Raw genomic sequence first — 21,931 nt, 5'->3', positions numbered from 1 at the left:
GCTGCTCCCGTCCTGGTTGGTTCGACGACGGCTCGGGTGCACTGCCACCCTGGCGAACAGGCCCCCTGGCACCCGGCGGGCCGGTGCTCATGACCCGATGGAGGTTTCCCCGCCGGTCCTCCTGCTCGACCACCGGGCCGACCGACCCCGCGCCGCCGCGAGCGCCCGGCCGCGGTAGCCGCGCAACTGGCTCCGGGACAGTCTGGCCCGCTGCCCGCCGCCCGCGATCAGGGCGTTGACCGACACCATCGGGTCGCCCCCGACCGTCCGCGCCACCAAGGCCCCGACCACCAGCGGGACCAGCACCACCGAGAGGGCCGAACCGGTGGCGGTGACCGTGGCGGTGACGTTTCGGATGGGGCGCGGGCGCGTGGTGTCCGTGGTCATGACGACAGTGCACCAGCCGCCCGGGATCCGGGGTACCGGGCAACATACTCAGTCGCTGCGGCCGGAATACTCAGGTCAGGGGGCGGGCAGGGCGAGCGCGAACTTGCCGATGACGTGGTCGGCGCCCAGGGCCCGCCCCGCGCGACGAACGGCGAGAGCCCGGCCGGGGCACGCGACGCTACTGGTCGCGACCCTGACCGGGCTCTCGTTCGCGTACGGGGCCGAAGCCCTGGAAAACGCGAGGATTACCGCGGGAACTACTCCTCGTCGCCGTCGTCAGGCTTCTCGGCGTCGTTGACCTCCTGCTCAAGGCCGAGCTGCTCGACAAGCCACTTGTCGAACTCGATGGCGGCCCGCACCCAGCTGACCGTCGAGGACACGAAGTGCTCCAGGCTGACACCGGTACCGATCAGCATCTGCGCCTCGCCGATGAGGCGGACGGTGCCGTCGTCGTGCGTGTGGCTGTAGAGCTTGGGCCACAGCGTGCGCCGGTTCCAGTCGTCGATCGACTCGAGGAGCTGGGGCTTCTCGTCGATCTTGTGCGGGCGGTCGTAGAACGTCCGCACCGAGAAGACCTGCTGGTCTCCCTCGCCACGGAACATGAAGTACGTACGGAACTGCTCCCACGGCGCAGCGAGGTCACCCTCGTCGTCGACGACGTACTTCAGCTCCATCTGGTCCAGGAGCTGCTTCACGAGGTCCTGATCCGGGACGACGGGGCCCGCCGGTCCGCCGCTCTGCGGCTCTGGTTCGGGCTGGCCCCCGAAGTTCGGAATCGAGGACGGGTCGATGGACATACTTGGACACTCCTGTGCTCGTCTGGCTCGTCCGGCCATAGCTGAGACCAGACGTACACAGCCCACCCTCTCTCTCTTGGGCCGTGACCGGCAACCGCCCCAGGCGAAGGGCTCCCGAATGTGGCCGAATGAGCGGCGGAACGGCCGCTCAATCGCCCACGCCCCAGGCAGCGGATTGCGACACGTACTACAGCGTCTTGCCCGTAGCCGGCCCCACGATCAGGCCGTCCCCGAACGAGTCCACCCGCACCGTGTCGCCGTCCTTCACCTCGCCCGCGAGGATCTCCTTGGCGAGGCGGTCGCCGATGGTGGTCTGGACGAGGCGGCGGAGGGGGCGGGCGCCGTAGGCCGGGTCCATGCCCTCGTCCGCGAGCCAGGTCAGGGCCTCGTCGGTGACCTCCAGGGTCAGGCGGCGCTCGGCCAGGCGCTTGGTGAGGCGGTCGATCTGGAGCCTGGCGATGCGCTTCAGCTCGGGCTTCGTCAGGGCCGAGAAGACGACCAGGTCGTCCAGGCGGTTCAGGAACTCCGGCTTGAAGGAGGCGCGGACCACCTCGAGCACCTGCTCCTTCTTCTCCTCCTCGCTGGTGATGGGGTCGACCAGGAACTGGCTGCCCAGGTTCGAGGTGAGGATCAGGATCGCGTTGCGGAAGTCGACCGTGCGGCCCTGCCCGTCCGTGAGGCGTCCGTCGTCCAGCACCTGGAGCAGGATGTCGAAGACCTCCGAGTGCGCCTTCTCGACCTCGTCCAGCAGCACCACGCTGTACGGGCGACGCCGCACCGCCTCGGTCAGCTGGCCGCCCTCCTCGTAGCCGACGTAGCCGGGCGGGGCGCCGACCAGCCGCGCCACGCTGTGCTTCTCGCTGTACTCCGACATGTCGATGCGGACCATCGCCCGCTCGTCGTCGAAGAGGAAGTCCGCGAGCGCCTTGGCCAGTTCGGTCTTGCCGACGCCCGTCGGGCCGAGGAAGAGGAAGGAACCGGTGGGACGGTCGGGGTCCGCGATACCCGCGCGTGTGCGGCGTACGGCGTCCGACACCGTCCGTACGGCCTCGGTCTGGCCGATGAGCCGACGGCCCAACTCCTCCTCCATGCGCAGCAGTTTCTGCGTCTCGCCCTCGAGGAGCCGTCCGGCGGGAATGCCGGTCCAGGCGGCGACGACGTCCGCGATGTCGTCCGCGCCGACCTCCTCCTTGACCATCGTGTCGGACTTGGACGCCTCCTCCTCTTCCTCGGAGGCGGCCTCCAAGTCCCGTTCCACGGCGGGGATCTCGCCGTACAGCAGCTTGGAGGCGGTGTCGAAGTCGCCGTCGCGCTGGGCGCGTTCGGCCTGCCCGCGCAGTTCGTCGAGCTTCTCCTTCAGCTCACCGACCCGGTTGAGGGACTGCTTCTCCTTCTCCCAGCGGGCGGTGAGGCCGCGCAGCTCCTCCTCCTTGTCGGCGAGATCGCGGCGCAGCTTCTCCAGGCGCTCACGGGAGGCGGGGTCGGTCTCCCTCTCCAGCGCCAGCTCCTCCATCTTCAACCGGTCGACGACGCGCTGGAGTTCGTCGATCTCGACGGGAGACGAGTCGATCTCCATACGCAGCCGGGAGGCGGACTCGTCGACCAGGTCGATCGCCTTGTCGGGCAGGAAGCGGGAGGTGATGTAGCGGTCGGAGAGGGTGGCCGCGGCGACCAGCGCGCTGTCCGCGATCACCACCTTGTGATGGGCCTCGTACCGCCCCTTGAGCCCGCGCAGAATCGCGATGGTGTCCTCGACGGTCGGCTCGGCGACCAGCACCTGCTGGAAGCGCCGCTCAAGGGCCGGGTCCTTCTCGATGCGCTCGCGGTACTCGTCGAGGGTCGTGGCGCCGACCATGCGCAGCTCGCCGCGGGCGAGCATGGGCTTGAGCATGTTGCCCGCGTCCATGGCGGAGTCACCGCCGGCACCGGCGCCCACGACGGTGTGCAGCTCGTCGATGAACGTGATGATCTGCCCGTCGGAGTCCTTGATCTCGGCGAGTACGGTCTTCAGCCGCTCCTCGAACTCACCGCGGTACTTGGCGCCCGCGATCATCGCGCCGATGTCGAGCGCGACGAGCCGCTTGTTCTTGAGGGACTCGGGCACGTCCCCCTTGATGATCCGCTGGGCGAGTCCCTCGACGACGGCGGTCTTGCCGACGCCGGGTTCGCCGATGAGGACGGGGTTGTTCTTCGTACGCCGGGACAGCACCTGTACGACGCGCCGGATCTCCTGGTCCCGCCCGATGACCGGGTCGAGCTTGCCCTCACGCGCGGCGGCCGTGAAGTCGGTCCCGAACTTCTCGAGTGCCTTGTACTGGCCCTCGGGATCCGGTGTGGTCACGCGGCGCCCTCCCCTCGCTTTCTGGAAGGCCTCCAGCAGCTTCTTCGCACTGGCGCCCTGCTGGGAGAGTACGTCCCCCGTCTGGCCGCCCTTCGCGGCGATGCCGATCAGCAGGTGCTCCGTGGAGAGGTACTCGTCGCCCAGCTCCTTGGCCCGCTCCGTGGCATCGGCGATGACGGCGAGCAACTCGCGGTTGGGCTGCGGCGGGGCGACGGTCGAGCCGGTCACGCTGGGCAGGGCACTCAGTACGCGCTCGGCGCCGGCCCGTACGGCCGCCTGGTCCGCCTCTGTCGCGGTCAGCAGGTCGGTGATGTTCTCGTTCTCCTGCCCCTCGAGCAGTGCGAGCAGCAGGTGCGCGGGGGTGAGATCCGGGTGGCCCTCGGACACGGCACGGTTACTGGCCGCGTTGATCGCGTCCCGGCTCCTGTTGGTCAGCTCGGCGTCCACGTCCGCTGTCTCCTCCTTGCGTCAGCCGTTGTCAGCCATCTTCCAACACTGACTTTGGCAACGTACACAAAGTTGAGTCTATTCCACTCAAGGAGATGAGGGAGGCCACCCAGAAGGAAGGTGCCCGCAGCAACGGAAAAAGGACAGAAACCAGCCGCGCTTCACAGCGCCCAGAAGCGGGCCATACCAGGAGATTCCGCGCAAACGACAGCGGCGTCACCGTGTTCAGGTCACGGTGACGCCGCTGCGGGGGGGAGCACCTGCGCGATCTACTACGACGGGGGAATCGCGTCAGGCACTGCGGGGGGTGGCTGAGATGGTTCGTACGTCCGGGGCTTCCGGCTCGACCAGCTCGTGATCACGCTGGTCGAGGTTCACAAAGATCATTCCGTACCGAATGGCACACCGCACGGGTTGCGGCGCTCCTCGCGGACGTCGTAGACACCGGTACGCCCGCACATCGTCGTCCTCGTCCCGGGTGACGACGACCGGCTCTCCGAAGACGGTCACCATCAGTGAGTCGCCACTGTGGGGGATGGCGGTGACCAGGTCGATGAAGTGCCAGCCGGAGCGGTAGGCGGTGGCCATTTCTCTCCGGAAGGAGCGGTCGTCGGGTGGGGTGGTCATGACTCGGCGACCCACGTGCTGTCATTGTCGCCGTCGGTGGACGCCGGACTGATCCAGGTACTGTCACCGGGTTTGGCGGCAGGCACCGGACTGACCCAAGTACTGTCACTGGGGTCGTCGGCAGCAGCCGTGGCACTCACGCGCCACGTACTGTCGCCCAACGGAGCGTCACCCTGCGTACCCACGAGGCCACCCACGGCCCCGAAGGTCACAACGGCGGAGAAGGCGGCGGCAAGCGCCGAGCGAAGCATTCTCTTATGCATAGTCGGCTTCGTCCTCATTTGAAGGTCACCTCTCCCCCGTCGAATACGACGATGGCGCATTCGGGCACGTCATGGCCACCGAATGGATGCATCATGTTCCTGCATGTTCAGGACCCTGGGGGGTGGAGATTTGGCTACAAATGGGACTAAGCAGACACATCCTCATGGAGTGACTGAGCTGTGCGAGGAAGGTCGCCGTCTTTATGAGAGCGCTTTGCGCATTGGGCGCATCGCCCGCGCGGACGTGGAGCCCGCTCCCTGCCTGATGGAGTTCGCCCTCCTGCACCCCGATCCCGACGACGCGAACTGGCTGCGCCCGGTTCCCCCGTCGATCGCCCTGGCCCAGCGGCTCAACCCGATCGAGCACGAGATCACCAAGCAGCGGCGGATGTCGATCGAACTGGCCGACGCTTTCGAGCCGTTCATGGCCCTCAGCGCCCAGGCGACGTCAAACACCCACTCGATCACAGTGTTGGAGGGCATCGAGCGGATCAATGCGGCACTCGATCTGGCCACGGCCCAGTGCCAGTCCGAGATGCTCACGGTCCAGCCGAGCCGCCGTCGGCTCGAGCACACACTCCATCAAGGACTGGAGCGCGACAGACCGTTGATCGAACGAGGCTGCCGCATAAGGACTCTCTACCAGCACACGGCCCGCTACAGCCCCGAGACCCTGGCGTACGTGGCCCAGTTCTCCAACGGCAAGGTGGAGTACCGCACCATCGACGAACTCGTCGAGCGGCTCATCATCTGCGACGAGACCGTCGCCTTCATACCTACGCGGGACGACGGGCAGGTCGCCCTCGAACTCCGTCATCCCGGGCTCGTCCGCTACCTGATCAAGGTCTTCGAGTTCATGTGGGGCCGTTCGGTCCCCTTGGACGAGGGCGCCCCCTACGAAACCGCCCCCGACGGCATCACGGACATCCAGCACTCCATCGCGAAGCTACTCGTGGAGGGCTATGTCGACGAGGCCATAGCCCGGCGTCTCGGCATGAACGTACGCACGTGCCGCGCCCACATAGCGAAGTTGGCCACCGCCCTCGGGAGCGGCAGCCGGGCCCAACTCGGCTTCCTCATCGCGCAGTCGGGGATCCTGGACCAGGATCACTGAACGCCGACCGAAGAGAGCCACATGTGACAAGCGAGGCACACGGCCACGGGCCGGAGGAACTGTGCGAGACGGGCACGCGACTGTACGCACGAGCCCTGCGGGAAGGGCGCGTACGCAGTGCCGACGCCGTCGAAGCCCCCTGCCTTGTCGACTTCGGGCTGCTGCAGCCGTCCGTCGAGGACCTGAGCCGACTGGAGCCCATCGCACCGGCCGCGGCCCTCCACAGGCTGCTCCGCATCGCCGAGGACCGCATCGCCGACGAACGGCGACGCGAGGAGCGGCTGGCCATGGTGTTCGAGCCGCTGATGCGGCTCGACGGCGGTCGCACGGCAGCGACGGACAGCCCGACGATCAGGGTCCTCACCGGTATGGCGCGCATCAACCAGGTCATCACCGAGACCTTGGCTGACGCCTCCAGCGAACTTCTCGCCATCCAACCGCACGCCTCGCACATCGGTCCGCCTCCCCAGGTCCACATCGAAGCCCTGGACCGCGACCAGGCTTTCCTCGACCGCGGCGGCCGCATCCGCACCCTCTACCAGCACACGCTGCGCCACGCACCCACTGTGCTCGCCCGCTACGAACAGTTGGCGGGCGATGTCGAGGCCCGCACCCTGGACGAAGTCACCGAGCGGCTGCTCGTCGTCGACCGGACCGTGGCCTTCATACCCGCCCACAAGAACCGCACCATCGCCGTGGCGGTCCGTCACCCGGCCCTGGTCGGCTACTTCGTCACCACCTTCGACCGCCTCTGGCGGCTGGCCACTCCCATGTACCCCGAAGCGGTCCGGCGCCCGTCCCTCGACGGCGTCACCCCCCGCCAACGAGCCATCGCCGCCCTTCTCATCGAAGGCCACACCGACGCGGTCATCGCGGACCGCCTCGGAATGAACGTCCGCACCGCCCGAGTCCACATAGCCAAACTCGCCGCCACCCTCGGCAGCGAAAGCCGAGCCCAACTCGGCTATCTCATCGGCCAGTCGGGGATTCTGGAGCAGCCGGACCAGGAGCGGTGAGAGGCTGAAGCTCCGTGGAGCGCGGCGGACCGTCGAGGCCCGCCTGGGCGATGCGGACCCCCAGTTGCGTACGGCTGGCGGCCCCCAGCGTCTCCGACAACCGCGCGATGTGGGCCCGGCACGTACGAACGCTGATACCCAGCCGCTCCGCGACCACCGCGTCCTGGTGGCCCTCGGCCAGCAGCGCCGCGATGGCGCGTTCGCGGTGGGTGATGCCCTCGATGCCCGTGTCCGGGAGGGGCGCGGTGATCGGGATCGCGAGGCGCCAGAGCCGTTCGAAGACGGTGACCAGGTAGTCGACCAGCGCCGGGTGGCGCAGCTCCAGTGCGATCGTGCGGTCCTGGCTCGCGGGGATGAAGGCGACCGTGCGGTCGAAGACGATGAGCCGCTCGGGGACCTCGTCGAGGGTGCGGGCCTCGGCCGCGTCGCCCATCAGCTCCATGTAGTTGAGCAGGCCCTGACCATGCCGGGCCACGTGCGTGTACAGGTCGCGCATCCGTACGCCCCGCCGGCGGAGCGCGAGCGCCCGGTGCAGCCCTTCGGAGAGTTCGTCCTCGCGGCGGATGCCACCCGGCTGCACGGCCAGCACCTCGGACGTGCACGCCTCGGTCGCCTCGTCCATGGCGGCACGGATGCGGGGCAGCCCGTCGAGCACCCGGATCGCCACGCCCTCGGCGGGCGACCGCGCGTCGCCGCCCAGGGACGCGTACCACTCGAAGGCGGACACGGTCGCACCCATACGCGACTGCGCCGCGACGACGTCCTCGTGCATCTCCCGCAGCAACCGCGTCATGACCTCCTGCGGCGAGGTCGGCACCAGATACCGCATGTCGTCGGGGTCGGGATGCAGCAGCGCCAACTCGACCAGGCAGGGCACGGTCTCGGCATCCTCACGGGACACCCGGCCACGCCGCACCGCCCGGGAGTACACCCGGTCCCCCGCATCGCACAGGCGGTCAGCACCGTGCGGATGCGCTTCCGTCCTGTGCCCGGCCATCTCCCCAACCCCTGGTTCCAGCCTCTCCGGAGCGCAACTATGCGGGGCCGTTCCCGCCTCCGCAACACGGCTTCGTCGCATCCACACCCCCTATCGACACATTGGATCCATATTTGTCCGCCCCTCCGCATGGCTGATTGCAACAAGCTGACGGTGGTGGCTGCACAAGCAACGGGTGCATCGTTGGAGCGCTTCCTACGGGCGTCAAGGCAACCCGAGCGGCCTTGGCCAGATACCCCCCATCCGGCCAAGGCTTCCAGGAAACGGCGATGCACAGGCGACAGCTGGCGTTCTGGCTGAAAGAGATCACGAGGTGACCCTGGAAACCGACAACCGCGACCGGCTGATCACAGCCGGGTGCGTAGTCCTGCTCGTCATCGCCTTGCTGCTTGCCGCGGCCGCGATCCTGGTGTCCATCGCGGTGCAGGGATTCTTCGACCGCCCGGCACCGCCGGACGACGAAGTCCTTGCCAAGAAGGCCGGACTGACCGGGTACCAACTCCATGAGGCCACACGGGACGGGGCTCTCACGGACAAAGAGATTGCTCACGCGGCCGGGGATGCCCGCTGGGGCAGAGCACGCGACGCTTCAACCACCAAGATCACGGTCGCTTACACCGCAAGCGGTGGAGCCGCGACCTGCTACCGGTTCATACTCTCTCTGCCCCTCACCGACCGAACCCTCGTCAACCTCGTACGGCTTGCCCGCTGCCCTACCAACCTCAGCGAACCAGGCGCTTCGTGAGCAAACGCCGCTCCGGATAGTGAATGTCTGTGCGCGTCGCGGACGGGCCAGGGCACGTTGCCACCGGGATTGGCAGCACAGGCGGCAGTTGGGGAAGGACGGCGAGAGCCGATAACACGGCGATCACGGCTTCCGAGAGCGTGGGGGAACTGCGAACCTGTTCTTCCAGCCCATCCCCGGCCGCTACGAACGCGCGTCCGCGATCGTGACCAGCAAAAAGCCCTTCGGAAAAATGCGCACTTCGCGCGAACCTGTGTGAACTACTGCCGAAAGTCGATGCGTTCTGTAATGGTCAGGGGGTTTCGGGGGTGAGGATGAACAGGCCGCTGACTTGGCCTTCTTTGTTGAAGGTGGCGCGGCCTTTCATCTGGCCGGCTTCGAATTCCAGCGGGATGTCCACGACTGTGTGGTCGCCGAGTTGCCGGACCAAGGGTTTGTCCATTCGTTCGTAAGCGCCGAGCATGCCGATGATCTGGGCCCAGGCGGCGGCTATCTTGTCGGGCGGAAGTTGCGCGGTCATCGTGGGGTCGAAGTGAGCGACGATCTTGTCGTGTCGTCCGTCGATCCAGTTGATGAACAGGTTGGTCGCGCGGTTGGCGGCATCCGGAAGTGCGGCGTTGCTCATGGGTTCTCCTGTCCGTGGATCGATGGGGCGTCCGAAGCGTTGAAAGGCGGCCTGCCGGCTGACGCCGAGCAGGTCACCGATCTCCTGCCAGGTGTGGCCGACGGCGCGGGCTCTCTCGACACTGACGCGCAATGCGGTGTCGGACAATGCATCCAGGTCACGTGCGATCTGCACGCTGGTGAGCTCGGCGGGCACTGCGTTGTTGCGCTCGGTGACATCGGCGAGCAGGCGAGCGAGCGCCGTCATCTTTGCGGCCAGTGCCGCGAGCTCACTTCGTGGACCACTCACACTGTAAAGATTCCCTTGACACCGATGATATGTCAAGGATGCATTTACAGCCTTTGGTCCGGTGCCGTAACCGGGCGCTGGGGTGGGAGGCGTCCATCGTCTTCGCGGTCGGCGAGATGGATCAGGGTGGCCTGCAGGCTCATGCCGAAGGCGACGAGCCTGAGGTCCATGGTGTTGACCCGGTCAACGAGGCGGGTGCTGCGGATCATGCGAGGGGGACTCGCAGTCGTCAAGGAGGTGCGAAATATAGGCAGTTGAGGCCAGGGTTCGCCCGGCCTTTGTTCCCTTGGTGACCATCACGTGTGAGTTGTCGGTTCGCCATGCCTCGCTGCAGCACTGTCCAGGAGGCGGGATTCAGCAGGACGATGTGGGGGCGCTTGCCCAGTCGGACGGTCTGGTTCTGTGAGTCCAGGTCGGTGGTCTGCAGCATCCGGACCTCCGCGTTGGAGGCGCCATGCAGCAGGGCGAGCATGCCCAGCAGAGGCTCATGGGGGTGGACGTGCTCGCCGGTGGTTCAGCGTCGGAAGAGCTCGCCCTGTTAGTCGAGCCTGAGCGCTCTGCCGCAGAAGCGGTTCGCCGCCTTCGCCGTCAGGGTGCGGGTGGGGTCGATCAGCACGATGTGCCGGGAGCGGGCAGAACGGAAGACTCGCCCGCCCGGCGCGTGGCAACTGATCAGATGGGAAGGACCACTCCCTGAACGAAAGCCTTAGGGGCGGTCCTGCTTGCCGTTCTGGCAGTGGTTCTGGTCTCGTACGGGGACAGTGACTCCCGTGAGGCGACGAGGAAAGACGCCGCTTTCGAGGCGACCCGGAATGATGCACGACCCTTCACGGATGCCGTCGTCGGCAATCCTCGGATCTGACATCAGCACGATCTCGGCCATGAGTGGATCACGCCGTATGCCCCCATCGGCTGCCCGACCCGCTCATCCCCGCCTGGGTCCGGTGATCGCCACGCCGATCACGAAACCCTTGGCGGGGCCCTCGGGAATGGTTACTTCGGTGCCGTAGGGGACGCGGTGGATGTCGTCCCAGTCGGCCTTGTCGGGACGCGGTCCGGTGAACAAGGTGACGGAGCCCTGGTCATCGAAGTCGTCGATGGTGACGTAGACGGGGATGCCGGCGCGTGCGTACTCCCGGCGCTTCCGCGCTCGGTCCCGGGCCTGGTTGCGGCTGCCCGGAGAGACGACTTCGACGATCAGGCACACGGACTCGGCTGTGACTCCGAGGTCGTCCTCGTCACCGCACTGCTCGGTGTCCTCCGGTGCGACGAAGGCATCCGGAATCCATGCCTTGCGTTTGTGGATCACATTCACGTCCTGGTGACAGGCGTACTCGCCGCCGTCCAGGAACTTGTCCAGGGCCCTTCGCACACGGTTGGTGATCAGGCCGTGCGAACGGCGGGCGGTGGGCGACACCTCGATGGCTCCCTCGATGATCTCGGCGCGGTAGCCCTCGGGGAGTTCCATGGCCTTCCATGCCTGCCACAGGACCTCGTCCAGGTCGGGGCCGTTCTCGGCGGGGGACACGGACTCGGTCCTGATCTCAGGCATGGTCTCGGGCCTCTCGTGCGCAAGAGCGGTCATGGCGGCACCTCCTCCTCAAGTGTGGGCTTGGCGTACTAGAGGCACAAGCAACGCGATCACGGTACGTACGGCGATGAGGCCGACCAGGGCAAAAGCCCCCGCGTCCCACGGGAAGAGGAACCACGTTGGCACTCCGCACCAGCCCGACAGAGCGACAGCGGCGCCTCGGGGCAGAGTTGCGCAAGCTGCGCGAGGCGTCAGGCCATTCTGTGACGGAGGGCGGGGAGTTCATCGGCATGGGCCGCGCCCACCTCGGACACGTCGAGGCGGGCCGGACGGCAATCCCGACGGACAAGCTGCGCGCCCTTTGCCACGCTTATGGGTGCACACGGGAACCCTTGATCGAGGCCTTGGTCGCGATGAGTGAGGCCAACGGGAAGGGGTGGTGGACCGAGTACCGCCGCACGCTGAGTCAACCCGTCCTGGATCTGGCGGAGCTCGAAGCGGCGGCCGACGCTCTCTTCTCGTACGAGTCCCTGTTCATCCCGGGCATCCTGCAGACGCAGGAGTACACACGCTCCATCTTCCAGTCCAGCGAGCGCCCGCACGAGGACTTGGACAAGGCGGTTCAGTTCCGCATGAAGCGGCAACAGGTCCTGACACAGGCAGAACCCCCTGCCCTGTACGCCGTGATCCACGAGGCTGCCCTGCACGTGCGGTTCGGCGGCGCGGCTGTCATGCGCAGGCAGCTGTTGCACCTGATCCGCATGGCGGAAATGCCGAACGTCACGATCCAGGTGCTGCCTTTCACGGCCGAGGGGCTGCCGGCCTTCAGCACCCCGTTTCTGCTCACCGAATCCCACAAGTCGGCCCTGCAGACGGTCCTCGTCGAGAACCCGGCCGGCTCGCTCTACATCCATGAAAGCGAGGCGCTCCTGAAGTACCAGGCGCGTTTCGACCGTCTTCGCTCGGCATCCCTGCCACCTCTGGACCCCGCGGTACCGGCGGTTGCACACGAGTCCCGTGATTCCCTGACTCTGGTGCAACACCTGCTCTACAGCCTTCAGGAGGCCTGACCATGCACGAACCGACCTGGCAGAAGTCGTCGTTCAGCGAGGACCAGGCGAACTGCATATACCTCGCCGCCTCCCCCGACGGAACGATCCGCCTCCGCGAGAGCGACGACCCCCGCACCGTACTCACCACCGCCCCGCAGGGCCTCGCCGCTCTCCTCGACCACCTCCGGCGAAGCGCCACTTGATACCGAGGCGTTCAGCGACCACCGCGTCCTGACGGCCCTACGAGAGCAGCGCCGCAGATCTGGTGTCGGCGGCACGCACGCGTCCATTCGGCGGCCCGCGATCCGCCCGTAGCCCCGGCTCACTCCCCTCGGTACAACCGCTCGAGGTCAATCAACTGGACGGACGAATCCGCACCAGCAGCGGCCCGGAGGCCATCACTGAACCCCGCCCCGCTGAAGCACAGCAGCCGCGTACCGGCGGCGTCCGTGCCCGAGCGCTTGCGCAACAGTTCGCGGATGTGGCGGAGTCGGTCGAGGTGGCCTGTGCCCATGGTCTCGTTCCACTTGGCCTCGCCGATGGCCAGCAAGGTCTCGCGGCCGTCGTCCGTGCGTCCGAAGACCGCCAGGTCGACCTCGTGGCTGGTCTTGGCCGTGGGGTCCGCGACTGTGCCCGACTCGACGCGGGTTCGGTGTCCCCCCAGGGTGTCGGCGGAGGCGTACCAGCGGGCCCATGTGCGGCAGATCTGCTCGAAGTGCGGGCCGACGACCTTGCTGCGGAAGGTGGACTGCGACCGCTCCCAGACGGCCAGTGCCTGTCCCGGCCGTTCCAGGTCGCTCCACTCCGGGCGCATGACGGCGTAGTAGAAGGTGAGGATGGGCTCGGCGATCCGGTAGGCGGAACGCTTGCCGTGGAAGGCGTCCGGATCGCGCATGATCAGGCCGGTGTCCTCCAGAACGGTCAGCGCGTGTCCGAGGTCGGTGGACTTGCGCTCCAGGAAGCTCGCGATGCCGCCCCGGGTGTGGTTGCCCTGGGCGATGGCCGCGAGAACGCCGTGGTAGAGCGCGGTGTCGCGCAGGTCCGGCTCCTCGGCGAGGAGGAAGCGTGCCTCGCGGAAGAGAGGGCGGCCGGGGTTGAGGACGTTGCGCAGTATCCAGGGGCCGAAGTCGTCGAGGTCGGCGGGGGTGTCGCCGAGCACGAACTCACGGCCGTAGGCGGGGGTGCCGCCCACCACGGAGTTGAGTACGAGAGCCAGGCGGGGGTCCTCGACGCCCCAGAACCGGGCGGCGGACCGGTAGTCGAGCGTCGGCACGACCAGTTCCAGGCTCGCCCGGCCGCGCAGCGGCGCCGTACCGGAGAGCAGGTTGCCCATGAAGGACAGCGCCGATCCGCACAGCAGCAGCCGGACGGGCCCGCCCTCCCGGCGCCCCTGCGGCCCGAGGGCGCGCTGGAGCAGGGACGGCAGCTCGGGCGAGGCCTTGACCAGGAACGGGAACTCGTCGAGTACAACGGGCAGTGGTCCGGTGTCCGGCGTCGCGAGCCGCATCATCGCCTCGACGGCCTCGTCCCAGTGCGCGAACCGGTACGGCGTCCGCCGCCCTTTGAACCGGGCCATCGCCGCGCCGAACTGCCGCAGCGATTCGGCCTCGGTGGCCTCGCTGGCTGCGAAGAAGAACCCACCGGTCGCCCGGCACACCCCGTCCAGCAGGAAGGTCTTGCCCTGCCTCCGCCGCCCGGACACCACGCCCAATGTGGCCTCGGGGCCCTGATAACCCGCGTAGCGCACGAGCTCGGCCCACTCGAAGTCGCGGTCGAACATGGTCTCGGGTTTCTCGGGCTTGGGAATCACAGGGCCTCCAATGTGCCGCGTCCTGCTGCCAGGGTTCAATGACCAGGGCATCTATTATAGGTGTGCTTATCATTGACCCCTGCACGTCATCGGCGCAGTTGGCGCCCCACCCCACGATCACCCCCGTGAGCTGCTCGAAATCCCCAAGTGATCGCCCCGTTACCTGCCGCACCTACCGTCAGGCCATGGCGGACATATTTGACGCATACGCGTTGGCCGACGCGTGGGACGAGATGTTTGAGCGGCCGGGTGAGGTCAGGACCGCCTATGAGCCGGTACTGGCAGCACTCCAACCGATGGAACCGGCCGAACTCCGGTTCAGGGCCGACCAGATGGCCCGCGCGTTCACGGACCGCGGCGTCACCTATGCCTTCGCGGGCGAGGAAAGACCCTGGCCGCTGGACCTCGTACCCCGGGTTCTCGACGCCCTCGAATGGGATCTGATCCAGCGCGGGGTCTCCCAGCGGGTCAGGGCGCTCGAGGCCTATCTCGCCGACGCGTACGGGCCATGCCGGGCCTTCGAGGACGGAGTCGTCCCCTGGAGACTCCTCCTCAACTCCGGGCACTTCCACCGGGCCGCGCACGGCGTGGAGCCGCCGGGCGGGGTACGCATCCATGTCGCCGGCATCGATCTCGTACGCGACGAGGCGGGCGACTTCCGGGTCCTGGAGGACAACGTACGGGTGCCGTCGGGGGTCTCGTACGTCATCGAGAACCGGCGCGCGATGACCCGGATCTTCCCCTCCCTCTTCGCCGAGCAGCATGTGTGTCCGGTCGACGGCTACGGGCAGCGCCTGCTCGCGGCGCTGCGCGCGGCGGCGCCCGACGGGGTCGGCGATCCGCGCGTCGTCGTCCTCACCCCGGGCCCGAACAACGCCGCCTACTTCGAGCACGCCCTGCTGGCCCGGCTGATGGGCGTGCAACTGGTCGAGGGCCACGATCTCGTGTGCCGCGGGAACCGTGTCTGGATGCGGACGACGCGCGGCGAGATGCCGGTCCATGTCGTATACCGGCGGCTCGACGACGACTTCCTCGACCCGCTCCACTTCCGCCCCGACTCCGTCATCGGCTGCCCGGGCATCATGAACGCGGCCCAGGCCGGGAACATCACACTCGCGAACGCCGTCGGCAACGGCATCGCGGACGACAAGCTCCTCTACACGTACGTACCGGATCTCATCCGCTACTACCTCGCCGAGGAACCGGTCATCCCCAATGTCGAATCGTTTCGCCCCGAAGAACCAGGGCAGCTGGAGGCCGTCCTCGACCAGCTCCACCAACTGGTCGTGAAGCCGGTCGACGGGGCGGGCGGCCAGGGCATCGTGATCGGTCCGCATGCGGACAAGGCCACGCTGGATCGCGTACGCAAAGAGGTGATCGCCGATCCGCGCGGGTGGATCGCTCAGCGTCCCGTCGCCCTGTCCACCTCCCCCACCCTCTCCGGCGACCGGATGGCGCCGCGCCACATCGATCTGCGGCCGTTCGCCGTGAACGACGGCAGCGATGTGTGGGTGCTGCCCGGCGGGCTCACCCGGGTGGCGCTCCAGGAGGGCAACCTCATCGTCAACTCCAGCCAGGGCGGCGGCTCCAAGGACACCTGGGTACTCGCCGACGGGCCGACGGGCGGGCCACGACCGGAGGAGCCCAGCACCGTACCGGACGTCGTCCCGCGCCAGCTCGGCCCCGACGGGGAGCGCCTCGTCTCGCAGGAAGGGGCGCAACAGCAGTGACCACCACGCACCGGACACCCCCGGACGGAGCGAACACTGATCGAGGAGGTACGGCCGTGAACGACGTGATCCTCTCCCGCATCGCCGAAGCACTGACCTGGACGGGCCGGTACGTCGAGCGCGCGGACGCCACCGGCCGCATCCTCGACGCGTATCTGCACCGGCTCCTCGAGGACCCCTGGCGGGATGAGGACGTGGCCTGCCGCTCGCTGTACGCGATCCTCGGCGTCGACGCGGGGGACGAACGCGTCGACATGCAGCAGGTACTGGACCAGCTGGCCTTCGACGCGCGCTCGACCTGCTCCATCGAGGGGGCGCTCGGGGCCGCGCGTCTGAATGCGAGGAGCGCCCGTGAAGCCGTGTCCTCGGAGATGTGGGAGTGCCTCAACTCCACCTGGCACGCCCTCGCCGACCAGCGCATGGCAGCCCGCCGCACCGGCCCGTACGCCTATCTCGAACTCGTACGCCGCCGGGCCGCGCTCTTCTTCGGACTGGCCGACTCGACGATGAGCCGCGACGACAGCTGGCGTTTCGTGGTGCTCGGCCGGAGCCTGGAGCGGGTGGACATGACCGTACGGCTGCTGTCCGTACGGGTCCTGGACGCCCCCCACGCGCCGGACTGGCCGACGCTGCTGAGCGCGAGCGGGGCGGACGAGGCGTACGCGCGGGTGTACGGCGGCTTCGGGGACACGGCCCGCGTGGCTGAATTCCTCATCATGGACCGGGAGTTCCCGCGTTCGGTGCTGCACGCCCTGACCACAGCGGAGGAGTGCCTGGCGGCGCTGGGGCGTCAGCGCCAGGATCCGGCGCGGCGGCCGATCGGCCGGATGCGTACGCGCCTGGAGTATCAGGACTCCGGCGCCCTGGAGGACGTACTCCCGTCCCTGTTGCGCGAGTTGCAGACGTCCTGCATGACTTCCGCCGAGGCGGTCGCGGAGAAGTTCTTCCCGTACCAGGGGCCCGTCGAGTGGGCCCAGGAAGGAGCGTGAGTACGCCATGACGCGCCGACTCCGCATCCGGCACACCACGAAGGTGTCGTACGCCCAGGCCGCGGTCCGCTCCCACAACGAGGTCCGCATGACCCCGCTGACGCTTCCGGGCCAGACCACGCTGGACGCCCGCGTCCTCGTGAACCCCTCCACCCCGACCTGGTCGTACTGGGACTACTGGGGCACCCAGGTCACCGGCTTCGACCTGATGGAACCGCACGCGAACCTGACGATCACGGCGGTGAGCCTGGTGGAGACGGCCCCGCCGGGCGGGCTCCAGGCGGCTCCGACGTGGGCGGAGGTGGCCGAACTGGTGGCGAAATCCCGCCTGTTGGAGTACGCGACGCCGACCTCGCGTACGGCCATGCCCGACGCACTCGTCGAGCGGGCGCGTGCGGCGGCGGCCGGCCTGGACCCGCACGAGACGGCGGTGGCGGTCTCGTCGCTGGTCGCCGACCACGTCAGGTACATCCCGGGCTCCACCGGCGTGAACACCGCCGCCGCCGAGGCCTGGGAGCAGGGCGCCGGCGTCTGCCAGGACATAGCGCACCTGACGGCGGGCCTGCTGCGCGCCCTCGGCCTGCCCACCCGCTATGTCTCCGGCTACCTCCACCCCGAACGCGACGCGGAACTCCACCGCCCCGTCGAAGGCCAGAGCCACGCCTGGGTCGAGTACTGGGCGGGCGACTGGACCGGCTACGACCCCACCAACCGGGTACGCGCCGACGAGTCCCACGTGGTCGTGGGCCGGGGCCGCGACTACGACGACGTGACGCCGCACAAGGGCGTGTACCGGGGAGTGGCCGGAGGGCCACCGGAGGTGATGGTGGAGTTCACGCGAGTGGCGTAACCGGGGCGGGCGGGCGGAAGCTGTTGTTATCTGTGTAGCCGGCCGTCTCCGGAGGTGATCGCGATGACGCACACGGCTGTCGGATGGCACGTGGAGCTGGAATTCGACGAGGACGACCAGCGCACCCGCGCCGCCGCCCTCGTACGACTCCCCGACAGAAGCGAGGTACGGGCCCACGGCTACGCCAAACGCCACCCCTCCGACTCCAACCAGCCGAGGGTGGGCGAAGAGGTGGCGGGAGCCAGGGCCCTGAACGAACTGGCCATGAAACTCCTCACCAAGGCCCACGACGAAATAGACGAGGCCTCGGGCCGGATCTCACATCCGCTGACTCCGTGACCTGTCACACAGCAGAATCCGCCCAACCCGTCCCGCGCCTCCCGCGCCTCAGCCCCGCTTCGGGCCCGTGATCCCCTCACCGATCACGAAGCCCTTGGCGGGGCCTTTTGGGTTTGGTGCCTCCGGCATAGCGTTCACCCTCAATTCATTGCAACGAACAAGAGGTGGCGTTGCATTAAATTCAGAACCGTTGCAACGATTTCTAAGCTTTGACCTGCATTGATAGCGATTCCTCGCAACGACCTTGTTGCCTACTCATTGAACGCAACGTAGCTTTTCCTTCGTCGGAAAAACGAACCGAAGGAGAGCACGATGCAGAAGTTCGCCACCCCCGCCCCGATCTCCGCCGTCCTGGACATCCCCGCCGGACGCATCCAGTTCATCGCCGCCGACCGGACCGACACCACGGTCGAGGTCCTGCCCGCCAACGCCTCAAAGAGCCGCGACGTGAAGGCGGCCGAGGAGATCGAGGTCTCCTACAGCGACGGCGTCCTGCGGATCCAGGCCCCGGAGGCGAAGAACCGGATCCTCGGCCACACCGGATCCGTCGAGGTGACCGTCCAACTGCCGGCTGGCTCCCGCGTCGAGGCGAAGTCGGCCGCCGCCGAGTTCCGCGGCGTCGGACGGCTCGGCGACGTCGCCTTCGCGGACGGCTACCGCTCGGTCAAGCTCGACGAGGCAGCAAGCGCCCGCCTCACCGTCCTCGACGGCGACGTCTCGGTCGGCCGCCTGGGCGGCCCCGCGGAGATCAGCACCCAAAAGGGCGACATCAACATCGCCGAGGCCCTCTCCGGCACCCTCGTGCTGCGCACCCAGATGGGCAACGTGTCGGTCAGCGCCGCGGCCGGAGTCTCCGCCTCCCTGGACGCCGGCACCGGCTACGGCCGGATTAACAACGCCCTGAAGAACACCGACGGCGCCGCGGCCGGCCTGACCATCCACCGGTCCGAACGGTGCCGGCAAGACCACCGCCGTCAAGATCCTCTCCACCCTCATCACCGCCGACGCCGGCGACCTGCACGTCGGCGGCCACGACCTGGCCGCCGACCCGCAGGCCGTGCGGGCCGCGATCGGCGTCACCGGCCAGTTCTCCGCCGTCGACGGCCTGATCACCGGCGAGGAGAACATGCTCCTCATGGCGGACCTGCACCACCTGTCCAAACGCGAGGGACGGCAGGTCACCGCCGAACTCCTGGAACGCTTCGACCTGGTGGAGGCCGCGAAGAAGCCCGCCTCCACCTACTCCGGCGGCATGAAGCGCCGCCTCGACATCGCCATGACCCTGGTCGGCAACCCGCGGATCATCTTCCTCGACGAGCCCACCACCGGCCTGGACCCACGCAGCCGCCACAACATGTGGGGCATCATCCGCGAACTCGTCACGGGCGGTGTCACCGTCTTCCTCACCACCCAGTACCTGGAGGAGGCCGACGAACTCGCCGACCGCATCGCCGTGCTCAACGACGGCAAGATCGCCGCCGAAGGCACAGCCGAGGAGCTGAAGCGGCTCATCCCCGGCGGCCACGTCCCTGCGCGCCATCCTCGACTGGCTGGACTCGGCCGGCATCGAGGCGGACGAGCTGACCGTGCACACCCCCGACCTCGACGACGTGTTCTTCGCCCTGACCGGCACCGCCAACGTCCCCAACCAGACCACCCAGCCCAAGGAGACCGTCCGATGAGCACCCCCCTGGCTCCCGCCCGCCCGGCCCGGATCTCCCTCGCCGTACGCGACTCGTCCACGATGCTGCGCCGCAACCTCCTGCACGCCCGGCGCTACCCGTCCCTCACCCTGAACCTGCTGCTCACCCCGGTCATGCTCCTGCTCCTCTTCGTCTACATCTTCGGCGACGTGATGAGCGCGGGCATCGGAGGCGGCGGCGCGGACCGCTCCGCGTACATCGCCTACATCGTGCCGGGCCTGCTGCTGATGACCATCGGCAGCACCACGATCGGGACCGCGGTGTCCGTCTCCAACGACATGACCGAGGGCATCATCGCCCGCTTCCGCACGATGGCGATCCACCGCGGCTCGGTGCTCATCGGGCACGTCGTCGGCAGCGTGCTGCAGTGCGTGATGAGCGTGATCCTCGTCGGGGCCGTCGGCGTGGCCATCGGCTTCAGATCCACGGACGCCACGGCCCTGGAGTGGCTGGCGGCGTTCGGCCTGCTCGTGCTCTTCGCCATGGCGCTCACCTGGGTCGCCGTCGGCATGGGCCTGATCAGCCCGAACGCCGAGGCCGCCAGCAACAACGCGATGCCGATGATCCTGCTGCCGCTCCTGTCCAGCGCCTTCATCCCGGTCGACACGATGCCGGGCTGGTTCCAGCCGATCGCCGAGTACCAGCCGTTCACGCCCGCCATCGAGACCCTGCGCGGCCTGCTGCTCGGCAGCGAGATCGGCCACAACGGGTGGCTCGCGGTCGCCTGGTGCCTGGGCCTCGCGGTGCTCGGCTACTTCTGGTCGGCCTCGAAGTTCAACAGCGACCCGAAGTAACCGCCATGACAACGCGGGCCATCTCCCGCACCCCCGACCCGCCCCAGGGCGGCGTACACCGACACCACGTCGGCGTACGCCGCCCCGTTCGCGTCTTCGGCCGCCTCCTGAGGCATCTCAAGGGCGAGAGCTGAAGATCCGCTCCAGAAGCCCCGCCTCAGAACCCTTACTTCTTCAGGCCGATCTCCTCGCAAGCCGCCTCGTACTCCGAGGTGCAGATGTCCGAGACCTTGTAGATGCCGTCGTCGATGACCGTGTCCTTGATGTTGTCCTTCATCAGGGGGGAGACGAGGACGAGGTGCGCCGGGATGTCCTTCTTCGTCGGGCTGTCGACCTTGTCGCGGGTGAGGGCGTCGAACTCGATGCCCCAGCCGTGGGCGCGAGCCACGGCCAGCTCGGCGGCGGTCTCGGCCTCTTCGGGGTACGGCTTGTAGACGCTCATGTACTGCTCGCCGGAGACGATGCGCTGCACCGCCTCGAGTTCCGCGTCCTGGCCGGTGATCGGCGGCAGGTTGGTCACACCGGCCGCCTTCAGGGCGGAGACGATGCCGCCGGCCATGCCGTCGTTGGCGGAGTACACCCCGTCGATGTTCTCGGCGCCGATGGAGGAGATCGCGGCCATCATGTTGGCCCGCGCGTTCGAGGGCTTCCAGTCCTTGGTGTCGTACTGCTTGGCGATGGTCACCTTGTCGCCCAGCTCGGCGAGGGCGGCCTTCTTGAACTGGGCCGCGTTCGGGTCGGTGACCGCGCCGTTCATCATGACGATCTTCTGGGACTTGCCGCCGTCCAGGGTCTCGGCGAGGGCCTTGCCCTGCACCTCCCCGACCTGCTGGCTGTCGAAGGAGATGTACGCGTCGATGGGGCCCTCAGCCAGCCGGTCGTACGCGATGACGGGGACGTCCGCGTCCTTCGCCTTCTGTACGCCGTCCGCGATGTCCTTGGCGTCCACCGCGTCCAGGAGCACCACGTCGACCTTGTCGTCGACCATCCGCTGAAGCTGCTTCTTCTGCTCGGCGGCGTCCTGGTCGGCATTGGCGTATACGACCTCGCCCTTGCCCTTGGTCAGCTCGTCGACCTTCTTCTTGATGATGGGGTGGTCGAACTTGTCGTAGCGCTGGTTCTCCTTCTCCGGCAGCAGCAGGCCCACCGTGATGTCGTCGCCCCTGGTCGGTTCCGCCGAGCCGCCCTCCGTGTCGCTGTCGAGCACACCGCAGGAGGCGAGCGAGAGAGCCATGGTGGACACGGCCAGGGATATGGCGATACGACGCATACGATTGCTCACTTCTGGTGTCTTTCGGACGAGGGCACAGCTTTGCGACCCTGGTGACCAAAAGCCAACGCGGGCTTGTCAATAGCGTCAAGGAATTCCGGTTAACGAGATCGCAACAGCACTCTGTGTGCTCATTGTGAAGACGCAGAGGTGAAGGTCTGGAGGATCTGCGGGCGGAGATGGAGCATGCGTGGTGGCCTGTCTATCGACAGTTCA

Annotated in this window: 21 protein-coding genes and 2 pseudogenes; 13 read left to right on the top strand and 10 right to left on the bottom strand. The window is 67.8% G+C overall.

Annotated elements, in window-relative coordinates:
- Window positions 1-87: 87 nt before the first annotated feature.
- The 4 genes from OP79_RS22195 to OP79_RS22180 all read right to left on the bottom strand — a co-directional run bounded on the left by OP79_RS22195 (window position 88) and on the right by OP79_RS22180 (window position 4,599).
- Entirely contained in the window at window positions 88-387 is a 300-nt protein-coding gene (locus OP79_RS22195; RefSeq protein WP_063741966.1) for a hypothetical protein, read from the bottom strand.
- 257 nt (window positions 388-644) lie between these two features.
- Window positions 645-1,184, bottom strand: a complete 540-nt coding sequence (locus tag OP79_RS22190) for a YbjN domain-containing protein (protein WP_033322112.1) — start codon at window positions 1,182-1,184, stop codon at window positions 645-647.
- Between the two features lie 187 nt (window positions 1,185-1,371).
- Window positions 1,372-3,972: an ATP-dependent chaperone ClpB gene (gene clpB, locus OP79_RS22185; protein WP_033322110.1), complete on the bottom strand. Its 2,601-nt coding sequence runs from the start codon at window positions 3,970-3,972 to the stop codon at window positions 1,372-1,374.
- Window positions 3,973-4,263: 291 nt separating this feature from the next.
- Window positions 4,264-4,599 carry a Rieske (2Fe-2S) protein gene (locus OP79_RS22180; protein WP_033322108.1) on the bottom strand — a complete coding sequence of 112 codons (336 nt, stop codon included), beginning with the start codon at window positions 4,597-4,599 and terminating at the stop codon, window positions 4,264-4,266.
- 366 nt (window positions 4,600-4,965) lie between these two features.
- On the opposite strand from OP79_RS22180, the gene OP79_RS22170 reads away from it, so the two are divergent.
- Together OP79_RS22170 and OP79_RS22165 are read left to right on the top strand one after the other, a co-directional pair.
- Entirely contained in the window at window positions 4,966-5,976 is a 1,011-nt protein-coding gene (locus OP79_RS22170) for a helix-turn-helix transcriptional regulator (RefSeq protein WP_169786211.1), read from the top strand.
- Between the two features lie 23 nt (window positions 5,977-5,999).
- Window positions 6,000-6,992: a helix-turn-helix transcriptional regulator gene (locus tag OP79_RS22165; RefSeq protein WP_033322101.1), complete on the top strand. Its 993-nt coding sequence runs from the start codon at window positions 6,000-6,002 to the stop codon at window positions 6,990-6,992.
- Here OP79_RS22165 and OP79_RS22160 read toward each other — a convergent pair.
- Window positions 6,946-7,989, bottom strand: a complete 1,044-nt coding sequence (locus OP79_RS22160; RefSeq protein WP_033322099.1) for a helix-turn-helix transcriptional regulator — start codon at window positions 7,987-7,989, stop codon at window positions 6,946-6,948. The genes OP79_RS22165 and OP79_RS22160 overlap by 47 nt on opposite strands.
- A 313-nt stretch (window positions 7,990-8,302) precedes the next feature.
- On the opposite strand from OP79_RS22160, the gene OP79_RS22155 reads away from it, so the two are divergent.
- Window positions 8,303-8,734 (top strand): hypothetical protein, encoded by a 432-nt coding sequence (locus OP79_RS22155; RefSeq protein WP_033322097.1) that lies wholly within the window; start codon window positions 8,303-8,305, stop codon window positions 8,732-8,734.
- Window positions 8,735-9,026: 292 nt separating this feature from the next.
- Here OP79_RS22155 and OP79_RS22150 read toward each other — a convergent pair whose 3' ends face one another.
- The 3 genes from OP79_RS22150 to OP79_RS22140 all read right to left on the bottom strand — a co-directional run bounded on the left by OP79_RS22150 (window position 9,027) and on the right by OP79_RS22140 (window position 11,232).
- A complete protein-coding gene (locus OP79_RS22150; protein ID WP_169786210.1) occupies window positions 9,027-9,647 on the bottom strand; it encodes a DUF3887 domain-containing protein in 621 nt (206 codons plus the stop codon).
- Window positions 9,648-9,691: 44 nt separating this feature from the next.
- Window positions 9,692-9,856, bottom strand: coding sequence for a hypothetical protein (locus tag OP79_RS57085; protein ID WP_245685406.1), 165 nt, complete (start codon window positions 9,854-9,856; stop codon window positions 9,692-9,694).
- 716 nt (window positions 9,857-10,572) lie between these two features.
- Window positions 10,573-11,232, bottom strand: a complete 660-nt coding sequence (locus OP79_RS22140) for a Uma2 family endonuclease (RefSeq protein WP_033322093.1) — start codon at window positions 11,230-11,232, stop codon at window positions 10,573-10,575.
- Window positions 11,233-11,357: 125 nt separating this feature from the next.
- On the opposite strand from OP79_RS22140, the gene OP79_RS22135 reads away from it, so the two are divergent.
- Together OP79_RS22135 and OP79_RS22130 are read left to right on the top strand one after the other, a co-directional pair.
- The gene (locus tag OP79_RS22135; RefSeq protein ID WP_033322091.1) at window positions 11,358-12,248 is read left to right on the top strand and encodes a helix-turn-helix domain-containing protein; all 891 of its coding nucleotides are present in this window, start codon (window positions 11,358-11,360) and stop codon (window positions 12,246-12,248) included.
- A 2-nt stretch (window positions 12,249-12,250) separates the two neighbouring features.
- A complete protein-coding gene (locus OP79_RS22130; protein ID WP_033322088.1) occupies window positions 12,251-12,433 on the top strand; it encodes a DUF397 domain-containing protein in 183 nt (60 codons plus the stop codon).
- 119 nt (window positions 12,434-12,552) lie between these two features.
- Here OP79_RS22130 and OP79_RS22125 read toward each other — a convergent pair whose 3' ends face one another.
- A complete protein-coding gene (locus OP79_RS22125; protein ID WP_033322436.1) occupies window positions 12,553-14,010 on the bottom strand; it encodes an AAA family ATPase in 1,458 nt (485 codons plus the stop codon).
- Between the two features lie 215 nt (window positions 14,011-14,225).
- On the opposite strand from OP79_RS22125, the gene OP79_RS22120 reads away from it, so the two are divergent.
- From OP79_RS22120 to OP79_RS58060, 8 genes and pseudogenes are all read left to right on the top strand, one after another.
- The gene (locus OP79_RS22120; RefSeq protein ID WP_033322086.1) at window positions 14,226-15,770 is read left to right on the top strand and encodes a circularly permuted type 2 ATP-grasp protein; all 1,545 of its coding nucleotides are present in this window, start codon (window positions 14,226-14,228) and stop codon (window positions 15,768-15,770) included.
- A gap of 56 nt (window positions 15,771-15,826) precedes the next feature.
- A complete protein-coding gene (locus OP79_RS22115) occupies window positions 15,827-16,759 on the top strand; it encodes an alpha-E domain-containing protein (RefSeq protein WP_033322084.1) in 933 nt (310 codons plus the stop codon).
- A gap of 7 nt (window positions 16,760-16,766) precedes the next feature.
- Complete coding sequence (locus OP79_RS22110) at window positions 16,767-17,609, top strand: transglutaminase family protein (RefSeq protein WP_033322082.1); 843 nt, start codon at window positions 16,767-16,769, stop codon at window positions 17,607-17,609.
- A 63-nt stretch (window positions 17,610-17,672) separates the two neighbouring features.
- On the top strand, window positions 17,673-17,948 hold the full coding sequence (locus OP79_RS22105) for a DUF1876 domain-containing protein (RefSeq protein WP_033322081.1): 276 nt from the start codon (window positions 17,673-17,675) through the stop codon (window positions 17,946-17,948).
- 312 nt (window positions 17,949-18,260) lie between these two features.
- Window positions 18,261-18,890 (top strand): annotated as a pseudogene (locus tag OP79_RS57080) (DUF4097 family beta strand repeat-containing protein); the annotation flags it as partial.
- A 1-nt stretch (window position 18,891) separates the two neighbouring features.
- Window positions 18,892-19,630, top strand: a pseudogene (locus tag OP79_RS51960) (ATP-binding cassette domain-containing protein); the annotation flags it as partial.
- Window positions 19,627-20,445, top strand: coding sequence for an ABC transporter permease (locus OP79_RS22095; protein WP_033322434.1), 819 nt, complete (start codon window positions 19,627-19,629; stop codon window positions 20,443-20,445). The pseudogene OP79_RS51960 and the gene OP79_RS22095, both read left to right, overlap by 4 nt.
- A 5-nt stretch (window positions 20,446-20,450) precedes the next feature.
- Window positions 20,451-20,579 (top strand): hypothetical protein, encoded by a 129-nt coding sequence (locus tag OP79_RS58060; protein ID WP_281193231.1) that lies wholly within the window; start codon window positions 20,451-20,453, stop codon window positions 20,577-20,579.
- Between the two features lie 32 nt (window positions 20,580-20,611).
- Here the strand turns inward: OP79_RS58060 and OP79_RS22090 are convergent, their stop codons facing one another.
- Entirely contained in the window at window positions 20,612-21,727 is a 1,116-nt protein-coding gene (locus OP79_RS22090) for a sugar ABC transporter substrate-binding protein (RefSeq protein WP_078491934.1), read from the bottom strand.
- Between the last annotated feature and the right edge of the window lie 204 nt (window positions 21,728-21,931).

Source organism: Streptomyces yerevanensis, assembly GCF_000716805.1.
Lineage (GTDB): Bacteria > Actinomycetota > Actinomycetes > Streptomycetales > Streptomycetaceae > Streptomyces > Streptomyces flaveus.
This window is presented reverse-complemented; position numbering and strand designations above follow the sequence as displayed.

Coding starts and splice junctions, on each gene's coding strand:
- OP79_RS22195 (WP_063741966.1), bottom strand. CDS start 387: ATGACCACGGACACCACGCGCCCGCGCCCCATCCGAAACGTCACCGCC.
- OP79_RS22190 (WP_033322112.1), bottom strand. CDS start 1,184: ATGTCCATCGACCCGTCCTCGATTCCGAACTTCGGGGGCCAGCCCGAA.
- OP79_RS22180 (WP_033322108.1), bottom strand. CDS start 4,599: ATGACCACCCCACCCGACGACCGCTCCTTCCGGAGAGAAATGGCCACC.
- OP79_RS22170 (WP_169786211.1), top strand. CDS start 4,966: ATGTTCAGGACCCTGGGGGGTGGAGATTTGGCTACAAATGGGACTAAG.
- OP79_RS22160 (WP_033322099.1), bottom strand. CDS start 7,989: ATGGCCGGGCACAGGACGGAAGCGCATCCGCACGGTGCTGACCGCCTG.
- OP79_RS57085 (WP_245685406.1), bottom strand. CDS start 9,856: ATGATCCGCAGCACCCGCCTCGTTGACCGGGTCAACACCATGGACCTC.
- OP79_RS22140 (WP_033322093.1), bottom strand. CDS start 11,232: ATGACCGCTCTTGCGCACGAGAGGCCCGAGACCATGCCTGAGATCAGG.
- OP79_RS22130 (WP_033322088.1), top strand. CDS start 12,251: ATGCACGAACCGACCTGGCAGAAGTCGTCGTTCAGCGAGGACCAGGCG.
- OP79_RS22125 (WP_033322436.1), bottom strand. CDS start 14,010: ATGTTCGACCGCGACTTCGAGTGGGCCGAGCTCGTGCGCTACGCGGGT.
- OP79_RS22120 (WP_033322086.1), top strand. CDS start 14,226: ATGGCGGACATATTTGACGCATACGCGTTGGCCGACGCGTGGGACGAG.
- OP79_RS22110 (WP_033322082.1), top strand. CDS start 16,767: ATGACGCGCCGACTCCGCATCCGGCACACCACGAAGGTGTCGTACGCC.
- OP79_RS22105 (WP_033322081.1), top strand. CDS start 17,673: ATGACGCACACGGCTGTCGGATGGCACGTGGAGCTGGAATTCGACGAG.
- OP79_RS22095 (WP_033322434.1), top strand. CDS start 19,627: ATGAGCACCCCCCTGGCTCCCGCCCGCCCGGCCCGGATCTCCCTCGCC.
- OP79_RS58060 (WP_281193231.1), top strand. CDS start 20,451: ATGACAACGCGGGCCATCTCCCGCACCCCCGACCCGCCCCAGGGCGGC.